Source organism: Streptococcus sp. HMSC061D10, from assembly GCF_001808865.1.
Lineage (GTDB): Bacteria > Bacillota > Bacilli > Lactobacillales > Streptococcaceae > Streptococcus.
The window spans coordinates 66,290-82,331 of sequence record NZ_KV794997.1; the positions used below are offsets into that span (position 1 = coordinate 66,290).

Below are 16,042 nucleotides of genomic sequence, written 5' to 3' on the forward strand. Positions count from 1 at the left end.
GTTTGAAGAGATTTTTGAAGAGTATAAAAATAAAAATAGGCAAAGACCTAGTCCCGCCCATTATTTTCTTATCTACTTGATAATACCGTCAATGCTAAGGCAATGGCTAGCCAGAAAAAGACTAAAATTCCTGTCAAACGTTGCATTACAGCTTCAAAACCGCGCGCTTTGCTACGTTCAAACAAATCACCTGCACTGGCATCAAATACATTGCTAGATTGGTTTTTAGTTGGTTGCATGAAAATTGCAATCACAATCACAACAGATAATACTAATAGAATGGTTAATAATAGGTTATACATATCAAACTCCTTAAAATCCCTATTATTCTACCATAATTTCTACTTAGATTCAAGATGTAGAGTCACTTTTCTTTCTTTTGGGCAATACTTTAAGACCTCAATCTTGTCTGGATGGGTTTTGGAGTTCTTACTGGTTAGATAATTGATGCTACCACAAGAGGAGCATTTGAGATTGATTTTTACTCGCACTAGATTTCCTTCACTTTTAATAATGTTCTAAATTGGATAAGGTTAAATAAACAACTGAGAGCTACACAAAGAGCTGTTGCATAGAATACTGAGTGATAGCCAAATTGTCCCGCTACTGTTGATCCTGCTAAGGGACCTATCACTCCTCCTAGATAAAAGAATACTTGATTAAAGGCAAATACCCTTGAAATGCCTGATTTGGGGGTCATCTTGCTAAGGAGTGCATTTACACCAGGGATCAGAGCTCCTGTCCCCAGACCAAATAGAAAACGATAGAAGCCTAATTGGAATGGGCTAGTCGCATTTGCACATAATAGATATATGAAAACTGAATATACCTGAGCTAGGACAAGGAGTCGATGATTGCCCACTTTATCACCTAGTTTCCCCATGATACCTGCACTCATCATACTTGAAAATCCCATGCTGGATACAATCAAACCAGAGACAAAGAGAAGATTTTCTTTCTGTCCCAGATCTCGTACATACAGGGCAAGGATGGGACCGATAGATTGGGCAGCAAATTGAATCACAAAGCTAGTTAGAAATAAATTTATCAGGAGAAAAGGATATTTAACAGAAGTAAAGAGCTCTCTTGTAGGGAGTGCTTTTTCTTTTGGCACTGGTTGAAAGTTTTCTTTGATAAAAAGAATGGTTAAGATAGCTGCCAAGAACAGGAAACTACCAACCAATAAAAAGACATTCCGAATGCCAAAAATTTCAGCAATGAAACCACCTACAAATGGACCAGTCAAAGTTCCAGCGACAACACCAGTTGATAAAGTCCCTAGAGCGTATCCTGACCTATCTTTGGGAACTTGACTTGCAATTAAAGCTGTCGCATTGGGTACAAATCCTGTAAAAACACCATTAAGAAAGCGTAAGAACAAGAGCCAGAAAACATTTGGAACAAATGCCAGACCTCCCATAGTAATAGTCATGGCTAGCCCTGCACGAATCATCATGGGTTTTCGACCATACTTGTCTGCTAATATTCCCCAAATTGGTGATACAAAGGCTGCAGAAATGGCTGAGACTGATATAGCTAAACCTGAATAAAAGGTAACTTGATCCCCTTCAATTCCTAACTGTTCGAAAAAAATAGGCATGAAAGGAACAACAAGAGAAATGCTGGCTCCTGTTAAAAAACAACCAAACCAAGCAATACGAAGATTATCCTTCCAACTAATCTCTTGCATGGGCATCGCCTCCTTCAAGTAAGGTCACTACTTGACTCAAAAGCTGCTCTCGACTGCCGTTATTGTCTAATATATAAGTAGCAGATTTCTTCTTTTCTTCTAAAGGCCACTGTGAAGCTAAACGAGTTTCAGCTGACTCTTTGGATAACTGATCACGGTTCATTAAGCGATCCAGCTGAGTATCTCGGCTTACATAAACTAGCCAAGTTTCATCGAACCATGAAGCATAGTCCTGTTCAAAAAGCAATGGAATATCCATGAAAAATACGTCCTCAGTCTGAGCTAACTTGTCTCTCAAAGAGCCCAATTCTTCACGGATGATTTGTCCTTGAGTTTCTTTAGACCATTCTCTCTCCTCAGAGTTAGAAAAGATCAGACTGGCAAGTAATGGACGATCCAGCCCCCCATCTTCTAGAAGGACTTTTTCACCGAAATGCTCTACTAAAATCTGATAAAGGCGACCATCAGGTTTTTGAAGTTGGTGGACAAGAGCATCCGCATCTACCACTTCAAAGCCTTGTTGTCTTAGAAAATTTGTGACAGTGGATTTCCCAGTTGCAATACCACCAGTGATTCCAATTATTTTTCCCATCACTTTCTCCTTTGACATTTTGGACAAAAATGGGTTCCTCTACCGCCAAGCTGAATTTTTTCGATGATGGATCCACAACGTGAACAAGCTTGTCCAGCTTTATCATAGACCTGATGAAAATCCTGCATGGTTCCATCTTCACCAAAAGCATTAGTATAGGTGCGAATGGTTGAACCGCCTTTTTCAACAGCCTGCCCCAAGACTGCAATGGTCTGTTCATGAATAGCTGTCGCTTCAGCTCTTGTCAAACTCTGAGAAGGACTAGCTGGATGAACCTTGGCCCTCCAGAGAACTTCATCCACGTAGATATTACCCAATCCTGCAACGAGAGTCTGGTCGAGAAGATGCGATTTGATAGTTTTTTTAGATTTCTTCAGGGCAGCTATAAAATTCTCTAAGTCAAAATCCTGTTCAGTAGGTTCTGGTCCAAGCTTTTTAGATACAAAGTAAGCATCTAAGAGTTCAGGAGCAAGCAATTCCATAGTTCCAAACTTGCGTACATCCTCGTACACCAAAGTACCACCATCTTCAAACTGGATAAAAATATGAGCATGCTTACGCTCAGGAACATTGGTTGGGTAATAAAAATACTTGCCTTCCATCCTTAGATGAGAAATCAAGACCTTATCTGTCAGGTAGAAAAGTAAATACTTGCCACGGCGCCCCATCGATTGAATCTCTTGACCAGGCACTTCATTTTGAAACTCGTCCAAATCTTTCTTAATCATCTTGGGATAGCGAATTTCTATACTCGAAATCTTTTTCCCTAGAATCAGTTTTTCAAGACCTTGTCGAACCGTTTCGACTTCAGGTAATTCAGGCATAACTCCTCCTTCTCTAAAAACAAGAAGCAGGCTACTGCCCACCTCTTCTTAATATTCTTTTTCGTTATAGCCAAAGTCAGCCAAATCTAGCTTCTTATCTCGCCAGTTTTTCTTAACCTTGACCCAAGTTTCTAGGAAAACCTTGTCCCCTAGCATAAGCTCGATATCACGACGGGCCATAGTCCCAATTTTCTTGAGCATGGCACCACCTTTACCGATGACAATCCCTTTTTGGCTATCACGTTCGACCATGATAGTTGCTCGAATATGAACCTTGTCTGTATCCTCGTCTCGTTTCATAGAGTCCACCACTACTGCAACTGAGTGTGGAATTTCTTCACGAGTTAAGTGTAAGACCTTTTCACGAATCATCTCAGAAACCAAGAAACGCTCTGGATGGTCTGTGATTTGATCGGCTGGGAAATACTGGAAACCTTCCTCAAGATTTTCACTGAGAATATCGATTAGACGAGAAACGTTATTTCCCTGAAGGGCTGAAATAGGAACAATTTCCTTAAAGTCCATCTGATTGCGGAAATCATCGATTTGAGCCAAGAGTTGGTCTGGATGAACCTTGTCAATTTTATTGACCACCAAAATTACAGGAACTTTAGCAGCCTTGAGTCGTTCGATAATCATATCGTCGCCCTTACCACGCGCCTCATCTGCTGGCACCATGAAAATTACGGTGTCCACTTCACGAAGGGTGCTATAGGCAGACTCTACCATGAAATCTCCGAGTGCTGTTTTAGGCTTGTGAATGCCTGGTGTATCGATAAAAACGATTTGCTCCTTATCAGTGGTGTAGATCCCCATGATTTTATTGCGAGTTGTCTGCGCCTTATCACTCATAATGGCGATCTTTTGCCCCATAACGTGATTTAAAAAAGTTGACTTCCCTACATTTGGACGTCCTAAAATGGCTACAAAGCCTGATTTAAATGTCATAATTTCCTCTTACTGTTTAAAATAATAAATCCCAAATCCGTGGGAGAAAGATGAGTGCACCTGTCAAAGCGGCAAAAAGTGAGACCACAAGCACGGCACCAGCCGCCATGTCTTTAGCTTTTTTTGCCAACATAGAAAAGTGATAGTGACTTGCCAAATCTACTACATTTTCAATAGCTGAATTAATAATCTCAAAAGCTACTACCATGAAAATGCTCAAAAGCAGAAATAACCATTCGATTCGTGACACCTGAAAAACAAAACCTGCAAGGACAACTATTAGAGCTGTCACTGCATGCTTTCTCATGTTACGTTCTTCCTTAATCGCAGTAAAAATCCCTGTAATGGCAAATTCTAAACTGGAGATTAGGTCACGATTTTTCCATTTTCGTTTATTGTCTTGTGAGTCCATAGGCTGTCAAAATTTCTTCTTGTAAACCGAACATCTCCGCTTCTTCCTCGGGAGTGTAGTGATCATAGCCGTTAATGTGTAAAAAGCCGTGCACTGCCAAGAAGCCCATTTCACGCTCAAAACTATGACCGTACTCCTCAGCTTGCTCATGTGCCTTATCAATGGAAATGAAAAGCTCACCGATATAAGCATCAAATTCTGACATCATATCTGCCAAGTCGGGATCATTTTCCAGATCTTCCTCATCAAAGGCAATCTCTAACTCCGGCTTATATTCAAGACTGATAACATCTGTTGGACGATCGGTATCACGAAACTCTAGATTGAGTTCATGGCTTCGTTCGTTGGTCACAAATGTGACCGCCATTTCCTTGTCTTCTTTTCCAATTTTTTTTGCAGCAAATTCTAAAATTTCCTGTGTTTGTTCTAAAATTTCTTTTGAAACTTGTCCAGTTTCATCTACCATTTCAATATACATGTGCTTCTCGATTCTCTTTACTTGGCTTTATTATATCACATTTCTATGATTTTATTCTACCTTTTTGATATAATACTATGGAATACATTCACGAGGAGAGAACCATGTCATTTGATGGATTTTTTTTACACCACATGGTTGAGGAATTGCGAACTGAACTACTAAATGGTCGCATCCAAAAGATTAATCAACCCTTTGACCAAGAATTGGTCCTGCAAATCCGTAGCAATCGTAAAAGTCATCGTTTGCTCCTGTCTGCCCATCCAGTTTTTGGACGCATCCAGTTAACAGAGTCCACCTTTGAAAACCCTGCTCAGCCATCTACTTTTATTATGGTATTGAGAAAGTATCTTCAAGGAGCAGTTATTGAGTCAATCGAGCAAATTGAAAACGATCGTATCGTGGAAATCACGGTTTCCAATAAAAACGAGATTGGGGACCATATCCAGGCCACGCTTATTATCGAGATTATGGGCAAACATAGCAATATTCTCCTTGTAGATAAGTCTAGTCACAAAATTCTTGAAGTTATCAAGCATATCGGTTTCTCTCAAAATAGCTACCGTACCTTATTACCAGGTGCTACTTATATCGCTCCTCCAAGTACAGAGGCGCTCAATCCTTTTATGGTCAAGGACGAAAAACTCTTTGAAATTCTACAAACCCAAGAGTTAACTGCTAAAAATCTTCAAAACCTCTTTCAAGGTTTGGGAAGAGATACAGCAACCGAGTTAGAAAGACAACTGCTTAATGATAAACTAGCCACTTTCCGGAACTTCTTTGGACAAGAAACCAACCCTTACCTAACAGATAAATCCTTTTCTTGTGTGCCTTTTTCTAGTAAAACAGCGGAGAATTTTGACAGTCTTTCACAATTACTTGATATCTATTATAAGGATAAAGCCGAACGTGACCGAGTGAAACAGCAGGCTAGCGAACTAATACGTCGCGTCGAAAACGAACTACAAAAGAATCGGCAAAAACTAAAGAAACAGGAAAAAGAACTTCTGGCTACCGAAAATGCAGAAGAATTTCGTCAAAAAGGTGAGTTACTAACCACTTTCCTTCATCAAGTTCCCAATGACCAAGATCAAGTCATTTTGGAAAACTACTACACCAATCAACCTATCACAATTGCACTTGATAAGGCATTAACGCCAAACCAAAATGCTCAACGCTACTTCAAACGCTATCAGAAATTAAAAGAAGCTGTTAAATACTTGACTGACCTGATTGAAGAAACCAAGGAAACCATTCTCTATCTAGAAAGTGTCGAAACGGTACTCAATCAAGCCGGACTCGATGAAATTGCTGAAATTCGTGAAGAATTGATCCAAACAGGATTTATCCGTCGAAGACAAAGGGAAAAAATCCAGAAACGACAAAAACCTGAGCAGTATCTAGCTAGTGATGGAAAAACGATCATCTTTGTGGGGCGCAATAACATACAAAACGAGGAATTGACCTTTAAAATGGCCCGTAAAGAAGAACTCTGGTTCCACGCTAAGGATATCCCTGGAAGTCATGTTGTTATCTCAGGCAATCTCAATCCTACTGATGAGGTTAAAACAGACGCTGCAGAACTTGCAGCCTACTTCTCTAAGGGACGTCTCTCAAACCTCGTTCAGGTGGATATGATTGAAGTTAAAAAACTCAACAAACCAACTGGTGGAAAACCTGGTTTTGTCACCTATACTGGACAAAAGACACTCCGTGTTACACCCGACCCTGAAAAAATTCAGTCCATGAAAATCAAATAAAGTCTTGTATACTGGTGGGCTGTTACTGCTATAGACTCAAATAAAAATGGGAGGTAAGCTCAATGCTACGGCATATCAAGTCTATTTTAACCATTATATTCGGAGCTGCCATCTATGCCTTCGGACTCACGTATTTCGTTGTGCCCCACCACTTATTCGAGGGGGGAGCAACTGGGATCACCTTGATTACCTATTATCTCTTTAACATTCCCATCTCCTTGATGAACCTGTTAATCAATATCCCGCTCTTTATTCTAGCCTGGAAAATATTTGGTTCAAAGACTCTGTACACAAGTTTGCTCGGAACCATTTCCTTATCCATTTGGTTAGCAATCTTTGAAAAGATTCCTCTCCACTTTAATCTTGAAGGAGATTTGGTTATCGTTGCCTTGGTTGCGGGTGTTCTTTTGGGACTTGGTCTAGGTGTTATCTTCAATGCTGGTGGTACCACTGGTGGAACAGATATCGTCGCTCGAATTCTCAACAAGTACACCAATATCTCCGTTGGAAAATTACTCTTTGCACTAGACTTCCTTATCCTAATGCTCATTTTAATTATTTTCCAAGACCTTCGTCTCGTAACCTATACACTTTTATTTGACTTCATCGTCTCTAGAGTTATTGACTTGATTGGTGAAGGCGGATATGCTGGTAAAGGATTTATGATCATCACCCAAAAGCCTATGGAGTTAGCTGATAAAATCAATGAAGAGCTCGGTAGAGGTGTCACCTTCATTTCTGGGCAAGGCTACTACAGTCAAAAAGATTTGAAAATTATTTACTGTATCGTAGCAAGAAATGAAATGATTAAGATGAAAGAAATGATACATACCGTGGATCCGATGGCCTTTATTACCATCACTGAAGCACACGAAATTTTAGGAGAAGGGTTCACCTTCGTAAAAGAAGAAACTTCATAACATCTAAATATCAAAAATGAGGCTGGGACAAAAGTCCTAGCCTCTCAATTGTCTTTGGATTGTCGAGCAAGACGCAGTGGTTGAGTGGGCTCTACTACGCTGATTTCATCAGCTTTTACAGCCCTACTCAACTGTGCGGAGGTGGGACGACGAAATCGAATTCTAACGAATTACCGATTTCTGTCCCACTCTCATTTTTTTGATGATAAAAACGGAAGAAATAAATCTTCCGTTTCAAAAATCATTATTTTTCAGCTGTCAATGCTGCCATAGTGATGTAGTTGTATGGTTTATTGAAGTGTGGCAAGAAGAATAGGTCTGTCAAGGCCAATTTTTCAATTGTGACGTGTTCTTGGATAGCAAGTGAGAACATATGGATTCCCATAGCGATTCCAGGATCACGTGATACCATTTGAGCACCAAGGATTTCACGGCTATCTTTGTCGAAGACAATCTTGATAGCTACTTCATGGTTGTCATGTTTCATAAATTCTGGTTTTTGAAGATCGTTGAAGCCAGTTTCAGTTGCATTGTAGCCTGCAGCTTTTGCTTTTTCAAGAGTCAAACCAGTTGAAACCATGTGAAGACCGTAGATAGAGATACCGTTTGATCCTTGAACACCGATTCCTTCAAGTTCATGTCCACAAGCGTTGTATGCACCTACGATACCAGTACGAACTGCGTTTGATGCAAGAGCGATGTAGCTAGTGTCTTTACGAGCGTTATCATAAACAGTCGCACAGTCACCCACAGCAAATACACCTGGGATAGATGTTTCTTGTTTTTTGTTAACAAGGAAAGCACCGTTGCGGAAGAGTTCAATCTTACCATCAGCAAGAGCTGTGTTAGGACGGAAACCAACTGCAAGGATAACCATATCAACGTCAAAGCTTTCTTTGTCAGTGATCAAGCGTTCAACTTTACCATCACCTTCGATAGCTTTTACAGTTTGACCAAGTGCCAAGCGGATGTTGTGGTCTTCCAAGTTTTTAGCCATCAATTGAGTGAAGTCTTTGTCGTAGTATCCGTTCAAGACTGTATCTACGATATCAACAAGAACAACTTCTTTTCCAAGACGTTCGAATGCTTCAGCAAGCTCAACACCGATGTATCCACCACCAACAACAGCGATACGGTTAAGATTTTGGCTCTTATCTGCAAGTTTGTTGATAACTTCTTCAGCGTTTTGATACAATTTAACGAATTGTACATTTTCAAGAGTAGCTTTGAACTCACGGTTACCTTTAACAATTTCAACACCTTCAATTGGTGGCAAGATTGGTGTAGAACCAGTTGCAAAGATCAATTTTTCGTATGATTCTTTATGTTCTTTTCCGTCAACTTCTGCAGTGACAACTTTGTTGTCATAGTCGATTGAAAGAACTGGAGAGTTCATGTAAACTTTAGCGCCTTTTGCTTCCAATTTTTCTTTGTCAGAGTAGAACAATCCTTCAGCACCGTCGATTTGCTCACCAATCCAAAGAGCCATTCCGCATCCAAGGAATGAAATGTTTGAGTTTTGGTCAAATACAACGATTTCGTTTTCGTTGCCAAAGTTGTCCAACATAGTGTTGATACATGCAGTTCCAGCGTGGTTAGCACCCACGACTACGATTTTACTCATTAGATAATTCCTACCTTTAATTTTTTATTTACCTTTCTAGTATATCATTATCTGTGAGCGTTTACAAGCTTTTTGACTAGTTTACTGTTTTTTTGAAATTTTTTTGAAATATATATCAATTTATTTTCAACCTTTTCAAAGTTTTTTGCACATTTTTTATTTCTTCAAGCATATTTCTTGACTTTTTGTAAAAAATAATTTGTGAAAACGCTGACTTTATGATATTCTATTTATATGGAAATGAAATATAAATCTTCAGATTGCTTTCAAATCTGGATTTACAACTATTTCCAATTGATTTGAAGGGAGTTGATTTTTTGCCTCTCAGTTCATTATCTGAACGGTTAATGGGAACTACGATTACTATTTCCTTGGTACATGAACAAGCGGATAATCTTCTCCGTCAAGCTTTTGATTTGCTCAAGGAACTTGAATTTCGATTTAATGCGAATAGCACCGAATCAGAATTGATGGAAATTAACTATCAGGCGGGAATTGCTCCAGTTAAGGTCCATCCTGATTTGTTTGAACTGATTTCTTTAGGATTAGAACACAGTCTAGCTCCTGGAAGTCATCTCAACATTAGCATTGGTCCCTTGGTACAAACCTGGCGTATTGGTTTTTCCGATGCAAAAGTTGCTAGTCCTGAAGAAATTTCTACGGTTTTACCATTGATAGATCCCCGTTTTATCAAGCTTGATTCAATTGATTCTACTGTTTTTTTAGAAAAAAAAAGGATGAAAATTGACTTAGGTTGTTTAGCAAAGGGGTATAGCGCAGATAAGGTTGCAACTTTCTTAAAAGAAAATGGCATCACTTCTGCTCTTATCAATCTAGGAGGAAACATCCTCACAATTGGAAACAACCAATCAAAAGATGATCGACCGTGGCAAATCGGTATTCAAGATCCTAATCACCCACGCGGTAATCACCTGATGACCTTGTCTATTACTGGTAAGTCAGTTGTTACATCTGGAATTTATGAACGGCATCTTAAAATTGATGGAAAGGATTATCATCACATTTTCGATAGTGAAACTGGCTATCCTATTGAAACGGATTTGGCTAGTTTAACGATTATATCTGACCGCTCAGTTGATGGTGAGATATGGACCACACGATTGTTTGGTGAGCGCAGCGCTTCTATCATGTGGCAAATCGAAAATATCGATGGAATCGAAGCCATCCTTATTGATAAAGATGGACATATCGCTTGTTCATCCGGTATCCAAAGATAATTAATAAATAATGCAAAAAGAGAAAGGAAAGCTCATGCTAAAACTTATTGCTATTGTAGGAACTAACTCTAAACGTTCCACAAACCGCCAACTGCTTCAATATATGCAAAAACACTTTGCTGATAAAGCAGAAATCGAATTGGTAGAAATTAAAGACCTACCAGTCTTCAACAAACCTGCAGATAAACTTATTCCTGCAGAAGCCTTAGAAATTGTTGCAAAAATCGAAGCAGCTGATGGTGTAATTATCGGCACTCCTGAATATAATCACTCAATTCCTGCTGTTCTTATGAGCGCTCTTGCTTGGATTTCTTATGGAGTATTTCCACTTCTTAACAAACCAGTGATGATCACAGGTGCTTCATACGGTACACTCGGTTCTTCACGTGCTCAATTGCAACTCCGTCAAATCCTAAATGCGCCTGAAATTAAAGCAAATGTTCTCCCAGATGAGTTCTTGCTCTCTCATTCTCTTCAAGCATTCGATAAGAATGGTGACTTGGTAGATCTTGATGTTATCAAGAAATTGGATGCCATCTTTGATGACTTCCGTATCTTTGTCAAGATTACAGAAAAATTGCGTAATGCACAAGAACTTCTTCGTAAAGATGCAGAAGAATTTGACTGGGAAAATTTGTAAGATAGGAGATCGAAAGAATGAAATTTGTTGGACTTGTTGGATCAAACTACGACCAATCATATAACCGCAAACTCTTGGAATTCATCCGTCGTAATTTCAAACTGAAATTTGAATTAGAAGTTCTTGAAATCGATGAAGTTCCAATGTTTAACCAAGACGAAAAATGGGACGAAAGTTTCCAATTGCGCCTTCTTTACAATAAAATTACTCGTGCTGATGGTGTGATTATTGCTACTCCTGAGCACAACCATACAATTTCTGCTTCACTCAAGTCAGTTCTTGAATGGCTTTCATATGAAGTACATCCATTTGAAAACAAACCAGTGATGATCGTGGGTGCTTCTTACTACGACCAAGGAACTTCTCGTGCCCAAGTTCACCTTCGTAAAATCCTTGACGCACCAGGGGTGAATGCCTATACTCTTCCAGGGAATGAATTCCTTCTTGGAAAAGCTAAAGAAGCTTTTGATGCTAATGGAAATATTATCAACGAAGGAACTGTTAAATTCCTTGAAACTTGTTTAGATAACTTTGTCAAATACGTAGGAGTCGTTTCTAAATTGAAAAAACCAAAACCAATTGAACCAGAAGACTTGGATTGTGGAAAACCAATCGCTACAACTATTACAGAAGTTGACCCTGATGATCCAGAATGGGTAGAAAAAGTTGCAGAAATTACAGGCGCTGTGTCTGGTGATACATATGTTAAACTTGACCATGGTATCTTGACTGTTAACCAAATTGATATGTTCTTGAAAGCTATGCCTTTTGAATTGACATACGCTGACGATAACAACCAATTCCTCTACTACAACAATGCTCACCAAGATCCAGACACCATGTTTGCAAAACGTGTACCATCTCAATCTGGTAGCCGTATGTCAACAGTTCATGGATCACTTCCACCTGCACGTATGAAAAACGTTGAGTGGGTTATTGGAACTCTTAGAAACGGTAACCAAGAATACGTACGTACCATTGTTCCAGGTTCACCTGCTGGTGTTATCAATACTCACAACTACCAAGCAATGTACTATCCTGATGGTTCATATGCTGGTATCAATGAAATTGTCTTTAACTTCCAACCATGGCTTGACTGGTACTTGAAAGAAACAGGTCAACGCTTGGTAGGAGGAAGCGGTCCGTTTGCTCCTGCTGGAGGTCACGGAGATGCCGATGCTACTTCTGGTGCTTCTGACTCAGCTGACGGAGGCCATGGAGATGCGGATGCTACTTCTGGGGCAAGTAACTAATACTCAATGAAAATCAAAGAGCAAACTAGGAAAAGCCGCAGGCTGTACTTGAGTACGGCAAGGTGAAGCTGACGTGGTTTGAATTTGATTTTCGATGAGTATAAAACTTAATACTAAAGGAACCTCTTTAGGTTCCTTTTTTTAAAACAAATACTCGATTAGCATAGGCTAACCGAGTATTTAATTTATTCAACTTATGAATTTGGATCGTCAAGACTACGACCATGCAAACCTTTTTCACGTTGTACCTGACGAAGTTTTTCAGGAGTCACATCATTTCCATCTTCATCAACGATTTTGATTCCTTCAATGTGATGACGAACAGAACGACGATAGCCTTCGATATACTCCTCACGAAGTTTAGCTTGTTCTACTTTTTCTTCTGCAGTCAAGCCTTCTGTTTTTTTCTTTTTCGCAAGCTCATTAATACGAGCGATTTTTTCTGGTGTCATATTTGGACCTCCAATCTACTTTTTAATTTTTATTTTGTATTAAGAAGATTAAAAGCAGCAACTGTTTTCGCTTTATTCACAAGTTCAGTTAGAATAGCTAGACGATTATTCTTAACATCAACATCCTCTGCCATAACCATAGTATTATCAAAGAAAGCATCAATAACAGGACTAAGGGCAAATAGTTGCGTCAATTTATCGTTAGCTGAACCTTTCAATTCAAGACTTTCGACAGCTTGAGCTAGTTCTTTTTCTTGTTCATTTTCAAAGAGGCTAGTATCAACTTTGACGGAGCCTTCTGCTTTTTCCGCTAGGTTAAAGGCACGAGATAAGGATTCAACTGATGATTTGTAGTTTTCAGTTTTTGCAGCTTCAGTTAAGGCTTCTGCTGCTTCAATCATATCTGCAACAACAAAGTTTGAACTTGCAAGAACAGCTTCCTTAATATCTTTTGCAGTAGAACCCATCATCTTATCAACACGAGCTTTGATGAAGTTAAGCACTTCTTCTTGATTATCGTAAGTTAGGCTATCAAATGATAAGGCATAAAGGCTAGCAATCAATTCGTCCATTGGAATATTCCATCCAAAGTCTTCCAAGATACGGACAATCCCTTGTGTTGCACGACGAAGGGCATAAGGGTCATTTGAACCAGATGGAATCAAGCCAACAGAGAAGAAGGACAAAAGAGTATCCAATTTATCGGCTAGTGCAAGTATTGCTCCAACTTTAGATTCAGGAAGAGCACCGTCTGCTGAATCAGGAAGATAGTGCTCACGAATAGCTTGTGCCACTGCTGCGTTCTCACCAGCGAGAAGAGCATATTTCTCACCCATGATCCCTTGAAGTTCATCAAATTCACCAACCATACCAGTCAAGAGGTCAAACTTATAAATAGCTGCAGCACGAGCAAGATCAATAGTTTCATCAAGTGATAAACCTGCTTTTTCTGCCAAAAGGATAGCAATTTGTCCAGTACGAATCATGTGTTCACGTAATGAACCAATCTTTTCATGGAAGGTTACATGTGATAATTTAGCTACAAGATCTTCAATCTTCAATTTTTGGTCTTCACGCCAGAAAAATTCACCATCTTCAAGACGCGCAACTAAGACTTTCTCATTTCCTCGGATGACATTATCCAAATACTCTGCATTTCCGTTACGAACAGAAATAAAGTTTGGTTTTAGATTTCCATCAAGGTCACGAACTACAAAGTAGCGTTGATGAGTCTCCATTGAAGTGACCAAAACCTCTTCTGGAACCTCTAGGTACTTAGGGTCAAAATTTCCCATGAAGGCAGTTGGGTATTCAACCAAATTCAGAACTTCATTCAAGAGTCCTTCATCAATTTGTACCAGAACACCTTCTTCAGCTTCAATAGCCTTAATTTGCTCACGAATCATATTTTCGCGCTCAATGCTATCAGCAATAACATAAACTTTGCGCAGGTCTTCTTCATAGCTGTCAGCATGCTGAATTTCTACTTCGTGACCAAGGAAACGATGTCCACGGCTAACTCTTCCTGAATGAATATCTAAGAAATCCATATCGAGTGCCACATCATTCAAAAGAACTGTCAACGTATGGACTGGACGGATATATTCAAAGGTATTGTTTGCCCAGTGCATACTTACTGGGAAGCTTAAACTAGCCAAAACTTCTGGAATTCCAGCCAAAACTTCCTCAGCTGGTTTTCCAGCCTCATGCTTAGTTACGTAGACATATTCTTCACCTTTGATTTCACGAAATTCGATATCATCTACAGTCAAGCCTTTACCACGGACAAAGCCTTGCGCTGCTTTAGAGAAATTTCCTTCTGCATCCAAAGCAATTTTTTTAGAAGGTCCTTTAAAATCTTCAGTCAAATCCGTTTGTTGGTCAGCCAAACCAAGTACGCGAACAGCCAAACGACGTGGAGTTGAGAAGGTTTGAATTCCTTCGTATGAAAGACGGTTATTATCCAAGAAGGCTGCCATTTTTTCGCCTAGTTGTTTTTCACTTGGTGTGACAACGTAGGCAGGTAACTCTTCGAGTCCTAGTTCTACTAATAAGTTTTTTGTCATGTTTTTTCCTTTACACAATCAATTAATTTTCTTCAACAAGACCTTTAGTAGTGGGGGACGCAAGCAAACCTTCGGTTTCATTGCTAACTGCCAAGCCTTAAGTCTCGTCAGTTCCCCAGTCGGATAAGAAACTTCTTATCCGACTTTCACTACAGCGGTCTTGTTTTATTTAGCGACCAACGGTCGACTTTCAGTCATTTATTCCTGTAATTCTCTTTATTCTTCCTCTTCTGCTAGGAGTTTTGCGCGTGTAGCTTCGTCAAGAAGTGGGTATCCAAGTTTTTTGCGTTCTGCTACGAATGTTTTAGCTACGACACGGGCTAAGTTACGGATACGAGCGATATAACCAGCACGTTCTGTAACTGAAACTGCTCCACGAGCATCAAGCAAGTTGAAGGTATGTGAACATTTCAAAACGTAGTCGTAGGCTGGGTGCACAAGACCTAGTTCTAATGCACGTCCAGCTTCTTTTTCAAATTTTTCGAAGTTTTCAAGAAGCATGTCTTGGTCTGAAACTTCAAAGCTGTATTTTGAATGCTCGTATTCAGGTTGAAGGAAGATTTCTCCGTATTTAACACCAGGAGCCCACTCGATATCGTAAACTGAGTCTACCTCTTGGATATAAGAAGCTAAACGTTCTAAACCATAAGTAACCTCAGCTGTAACCGGACCAGTTGCCAAGCCACCGACTTGTTGGAAGTAAGTGAATTGAGTGATTTCCATACCGTCAAGCCAAACTTCCCAACCAAGACCTGCTGATCCAGTTGATGGGTTTTCCCAGTTATCTTCAACGAAACGAATATCGTGTTCCAAAGGATTGATACCCAATTTTTCCAATGACTCTAGGTAGAGCTCTTGAATGTTTGATGGTGATGGTTTCATCACCACTTGGAATTGATGGTGTTGGTAAAGACGGTTTGGATTTTCCCCGTAACGACCGTCTGCTGGACGACGTGATGGCTCTACATAAGCTGCATTCCATGGCTCAGGACCAATAGCACGAAGGAAAGTGTAAGGACTCATGGTTCCCGCACCTTTTTCGTTATCATAAGCCTGCATGAGCATACAACCCTGGTCATTCCAGTATTGTTGCAAAGTAAGGATGATTTCCTGGAAAGTCAATTTTTTAGACATTGTTTACTCCT

The 16,042-nt window shown here is 39.7% G+C and carries 17 protein-coding genes; 5 read left to right on the top strand and 12 right to left on the bottom strand.

Annotated features, from left to right (window positions below; translation table 11 throughout):
• Positions 1-68: 68 nt before the first annotated feature.
• The 8 genes from secG to ybeY are packed head-to-tail and all read right to left on the bottom strand — an operon-like array spanning position 69 to position 4,944.
• Entirely contained in the window at positions 69-302 is a 234-nt protein-coding gene (gene secG / locus HMPREF2728_RS01755) for a preprotein translocase subunit SecG (protein WP_000282514.1), read from the bottom strand.
• A gap of 39 nt (positions 303-341) precedes the next feature.
• Positions 342-491: a 50S ribosomal protein L33 gene (rpmG, locus tag HMPREF2728_RS10210; RefSeq protein ID WP_001809104.1), complete on the bottom strand. Its 150-nt coding sequence runs from the start codon at positions 489-491 to the stop codon at positions 342-344.
• Positions 491-1,690 carry a multidrug efflux MFS transporter PmrA gene (locus HMPREF2728_RS01760; protein ID WP_075226899.1) on the bottom strand — a complete coding sequence of 400 codons (1,200 nt, stop codon included), beginning with the start codon at positions 1,688-1,690 and terminating at the stop codon, positions 491-493. Before HMPREF2728_RS01760 ends, rpmG begins: the two co-directional genes overlap by 1 nt.
• Positions 1,677-2,282 carry a dephospho-CoA kinase gene (coaE, locus tag HMPREF2728_RS01765; RefSeq protein ID WP_075226900.1) on the bottom strand — a complete coding sequence of 202 codons (606 nt, stop codon included), beginning with the start codon at positions 2,280-2,282 and terminating at the stop codon, positions 1,677-1,679. Before coaE ends, HMPREF2728_RS01760 begins: the two co-directional genes overlap by 14 nt.
• A complete protein-coding gene (gene mutM, locus HMPREF2728_RS01770; RefSeq protein WP_075226901.1) occupies positions 2,282-3,106 on the bottom strand; it encodes a DNA-formamidopyrimidine glycosylase in 825 nt (274 codons plus the stop codon). Before mutM ends, coaE begins: the two co-directional genes overlap by 1 nt.
• A 48-nt stretch (positions 3,107-3,154) precedes the next feature.
• Positions 3,155-4,054 (bottom strand): GTPase Era, encoded by a 900-nt coding sequence (gene era / locus HMPREF2728_RS01775; protein WP_070459472.1) that lies wholly within the window; start codon positions 4,052-4,054, stop codon positions 3,155-3,157.
• Between the two features lie 16 nt (positions 4,055-4,070).
• Positions 4,071-4,466: a diacylglycerol kinase family protein gene (locus HMPREF2728_RS01780; RefSeq protein WP_000378151.1), complete on the bottom strand. Its 396-nt coding sequence runs from the start codon at positions 4,464-4,466 to the stop codon at positions 4,071-4,073.
• Entirely contained in the window at positions 4,447-4,944 is a 498-nt protein-coding gene (gene ybeY / locus HMPREF2728_RS01785) for an rRNA maturation RNase YbeY (RefSeq protein WP_000275150.1), read from the bottom strand. Before ybeY ends, HMPREF2728_RS01780 begins: the two co-directional genes overlap by 20 nt.
• A 104-nt stretch (positions 4,945-5,048) precedes the next feature.
• On the opposite strand from ybeY, the gene HMPREF2728_RS01790 reads away from it, so the two are divergent.
• On the top strand, positions 5,049-6,704 hold the full coding sequence (locus HMPREF2728_RS01790) for an Rqc2 family fibronectin-binding protein (protein ID WP_075226902.1): 1,656 nt from the start codon (positions 5,049-5,051) through the stop codon (positions 6,702-6,704).
• Positions 6,705-6,766: 62 nt separating this feature from the next.
• A complete protein-coding gene (locus tag HMPREF2728_RS01795; RefSeq protein WP_075226903.1) occupies positions 6,767-7,624 on the top strand; it encodes a YitT family protein in 858 nt (285 codons plus the stop codon).
• A gap of 244 nt (positions 7,625-7,868) precedes the next feature.
• Here the strand turns inward: HMPREF2728_RS01795 and nox are convergent, their stop codons facing one another.
• Complete coding sequence (nox, locus tag HMPREF2728_RS01800; protein ID WP_075226904.1) at positions 7,869-9,248, bottom strand: H2O-forming NADH oxidase; 1,380 nt, start codon at positions 9,246-9,248, stop codon at positions 7,869-7,871.
• Between the two features lie 317 nt (positions 9,249-9,565).
• On the opposite strand from nox, the gene HMPREF2728_RS01805 reads away from it, so the two are divergent.
• The 3 genes from HMPREF2728_RS01805 to HMPREF2728_RS01815 are packed head-to-tail and all read left to right on the top strand — an operon-like array spanning position 9,566 to position 12,379.
• The gene (locus HMPREF2728_RS01805; RefSeq protein WP_075226935.1) at positions 9,566-10,486 is read left to right on the top strand and encodes an FAD:protein FMN transferase; all 921 of its coding nucleotides are present in this window, start codon (positions 9,566-9,568) and stop codon (positions 10,484-10,486) included.
• 34 nt (positions 10,487-10,520) lie between these two features.
• On the top strand, positions 10,521-11,126 hold the full coding sequence (locus tag HMPREF2728_RS01810) for an NADPH-dependent FMN reductase (protein WP_075226905.1): 606 nt from the start codon (positions 10,521-10,523) through the stop codon (positions 11,124-11,126).
• Positions 11,127-11,143: 17 nt separating this feature from the next.
• Positions 11,144-12,379: an NAD(P)H-dependent oxidoreductase gene (locus HMPREF2728_RS01815; protein WP_049525810.1), complete on the top strand. Its 1,236-nt coding sequence runs from the start codon at positions 11,144-11,146 to the stop codon at positions 12,377-12,379.
• A 194-nt stretch (positions 12,380-12,573) separates the two neighbouring features.
• Here the strand turns inward: HMPREF2728_RS01815 and HMPREF2728_RS01820 are convergent, their stop codons facing one another.
• The 3 genes from HMPREF2728_RS01820 to glyQ all read right to left on the bottom strand — a co-directional run bounded on the left by HMPREF2728_RS01820 (position 12,574) and on the right by glyQ (position 16,031).
• A complete protein-coding gene (locus HMPREF2728_RS01820; RefSeq protein ID WP_000187071.1) occupies positions 12,574-12,831 on the bottom strand; it encodes a DUF896 family protein in 258 nt (85 codons plus the stop codon).
• Between the two features lie 29 nt (positions 12,832-12,860).
• A complete protein-coding gene (glyS, locus tag HMPREF2728_RS01825) occupies positions 12,861-14,897 on the bottom strand; it encodes a glycine--tRNA ligase subunit beta (RefSeq protein WP_075226906.1) in 2,037 nt (678 codons plus the stop codon).
• 216 nt (positions 14,898-15,113) lie between these two features.
• Positions 15,114-16,031, bottom strand: coding sequence for a glycine--tRNA ligase subunit alpha (gene glyQ / locus HMPREF2728_RS01830; protein ID WP_000038760.1), 918 nt, complete (start codon positions 16,029-16,031; stop codon positions 15,114-15,116).
• Positions 16,032-16,042 lie beyond the last annotated feature (11 nt).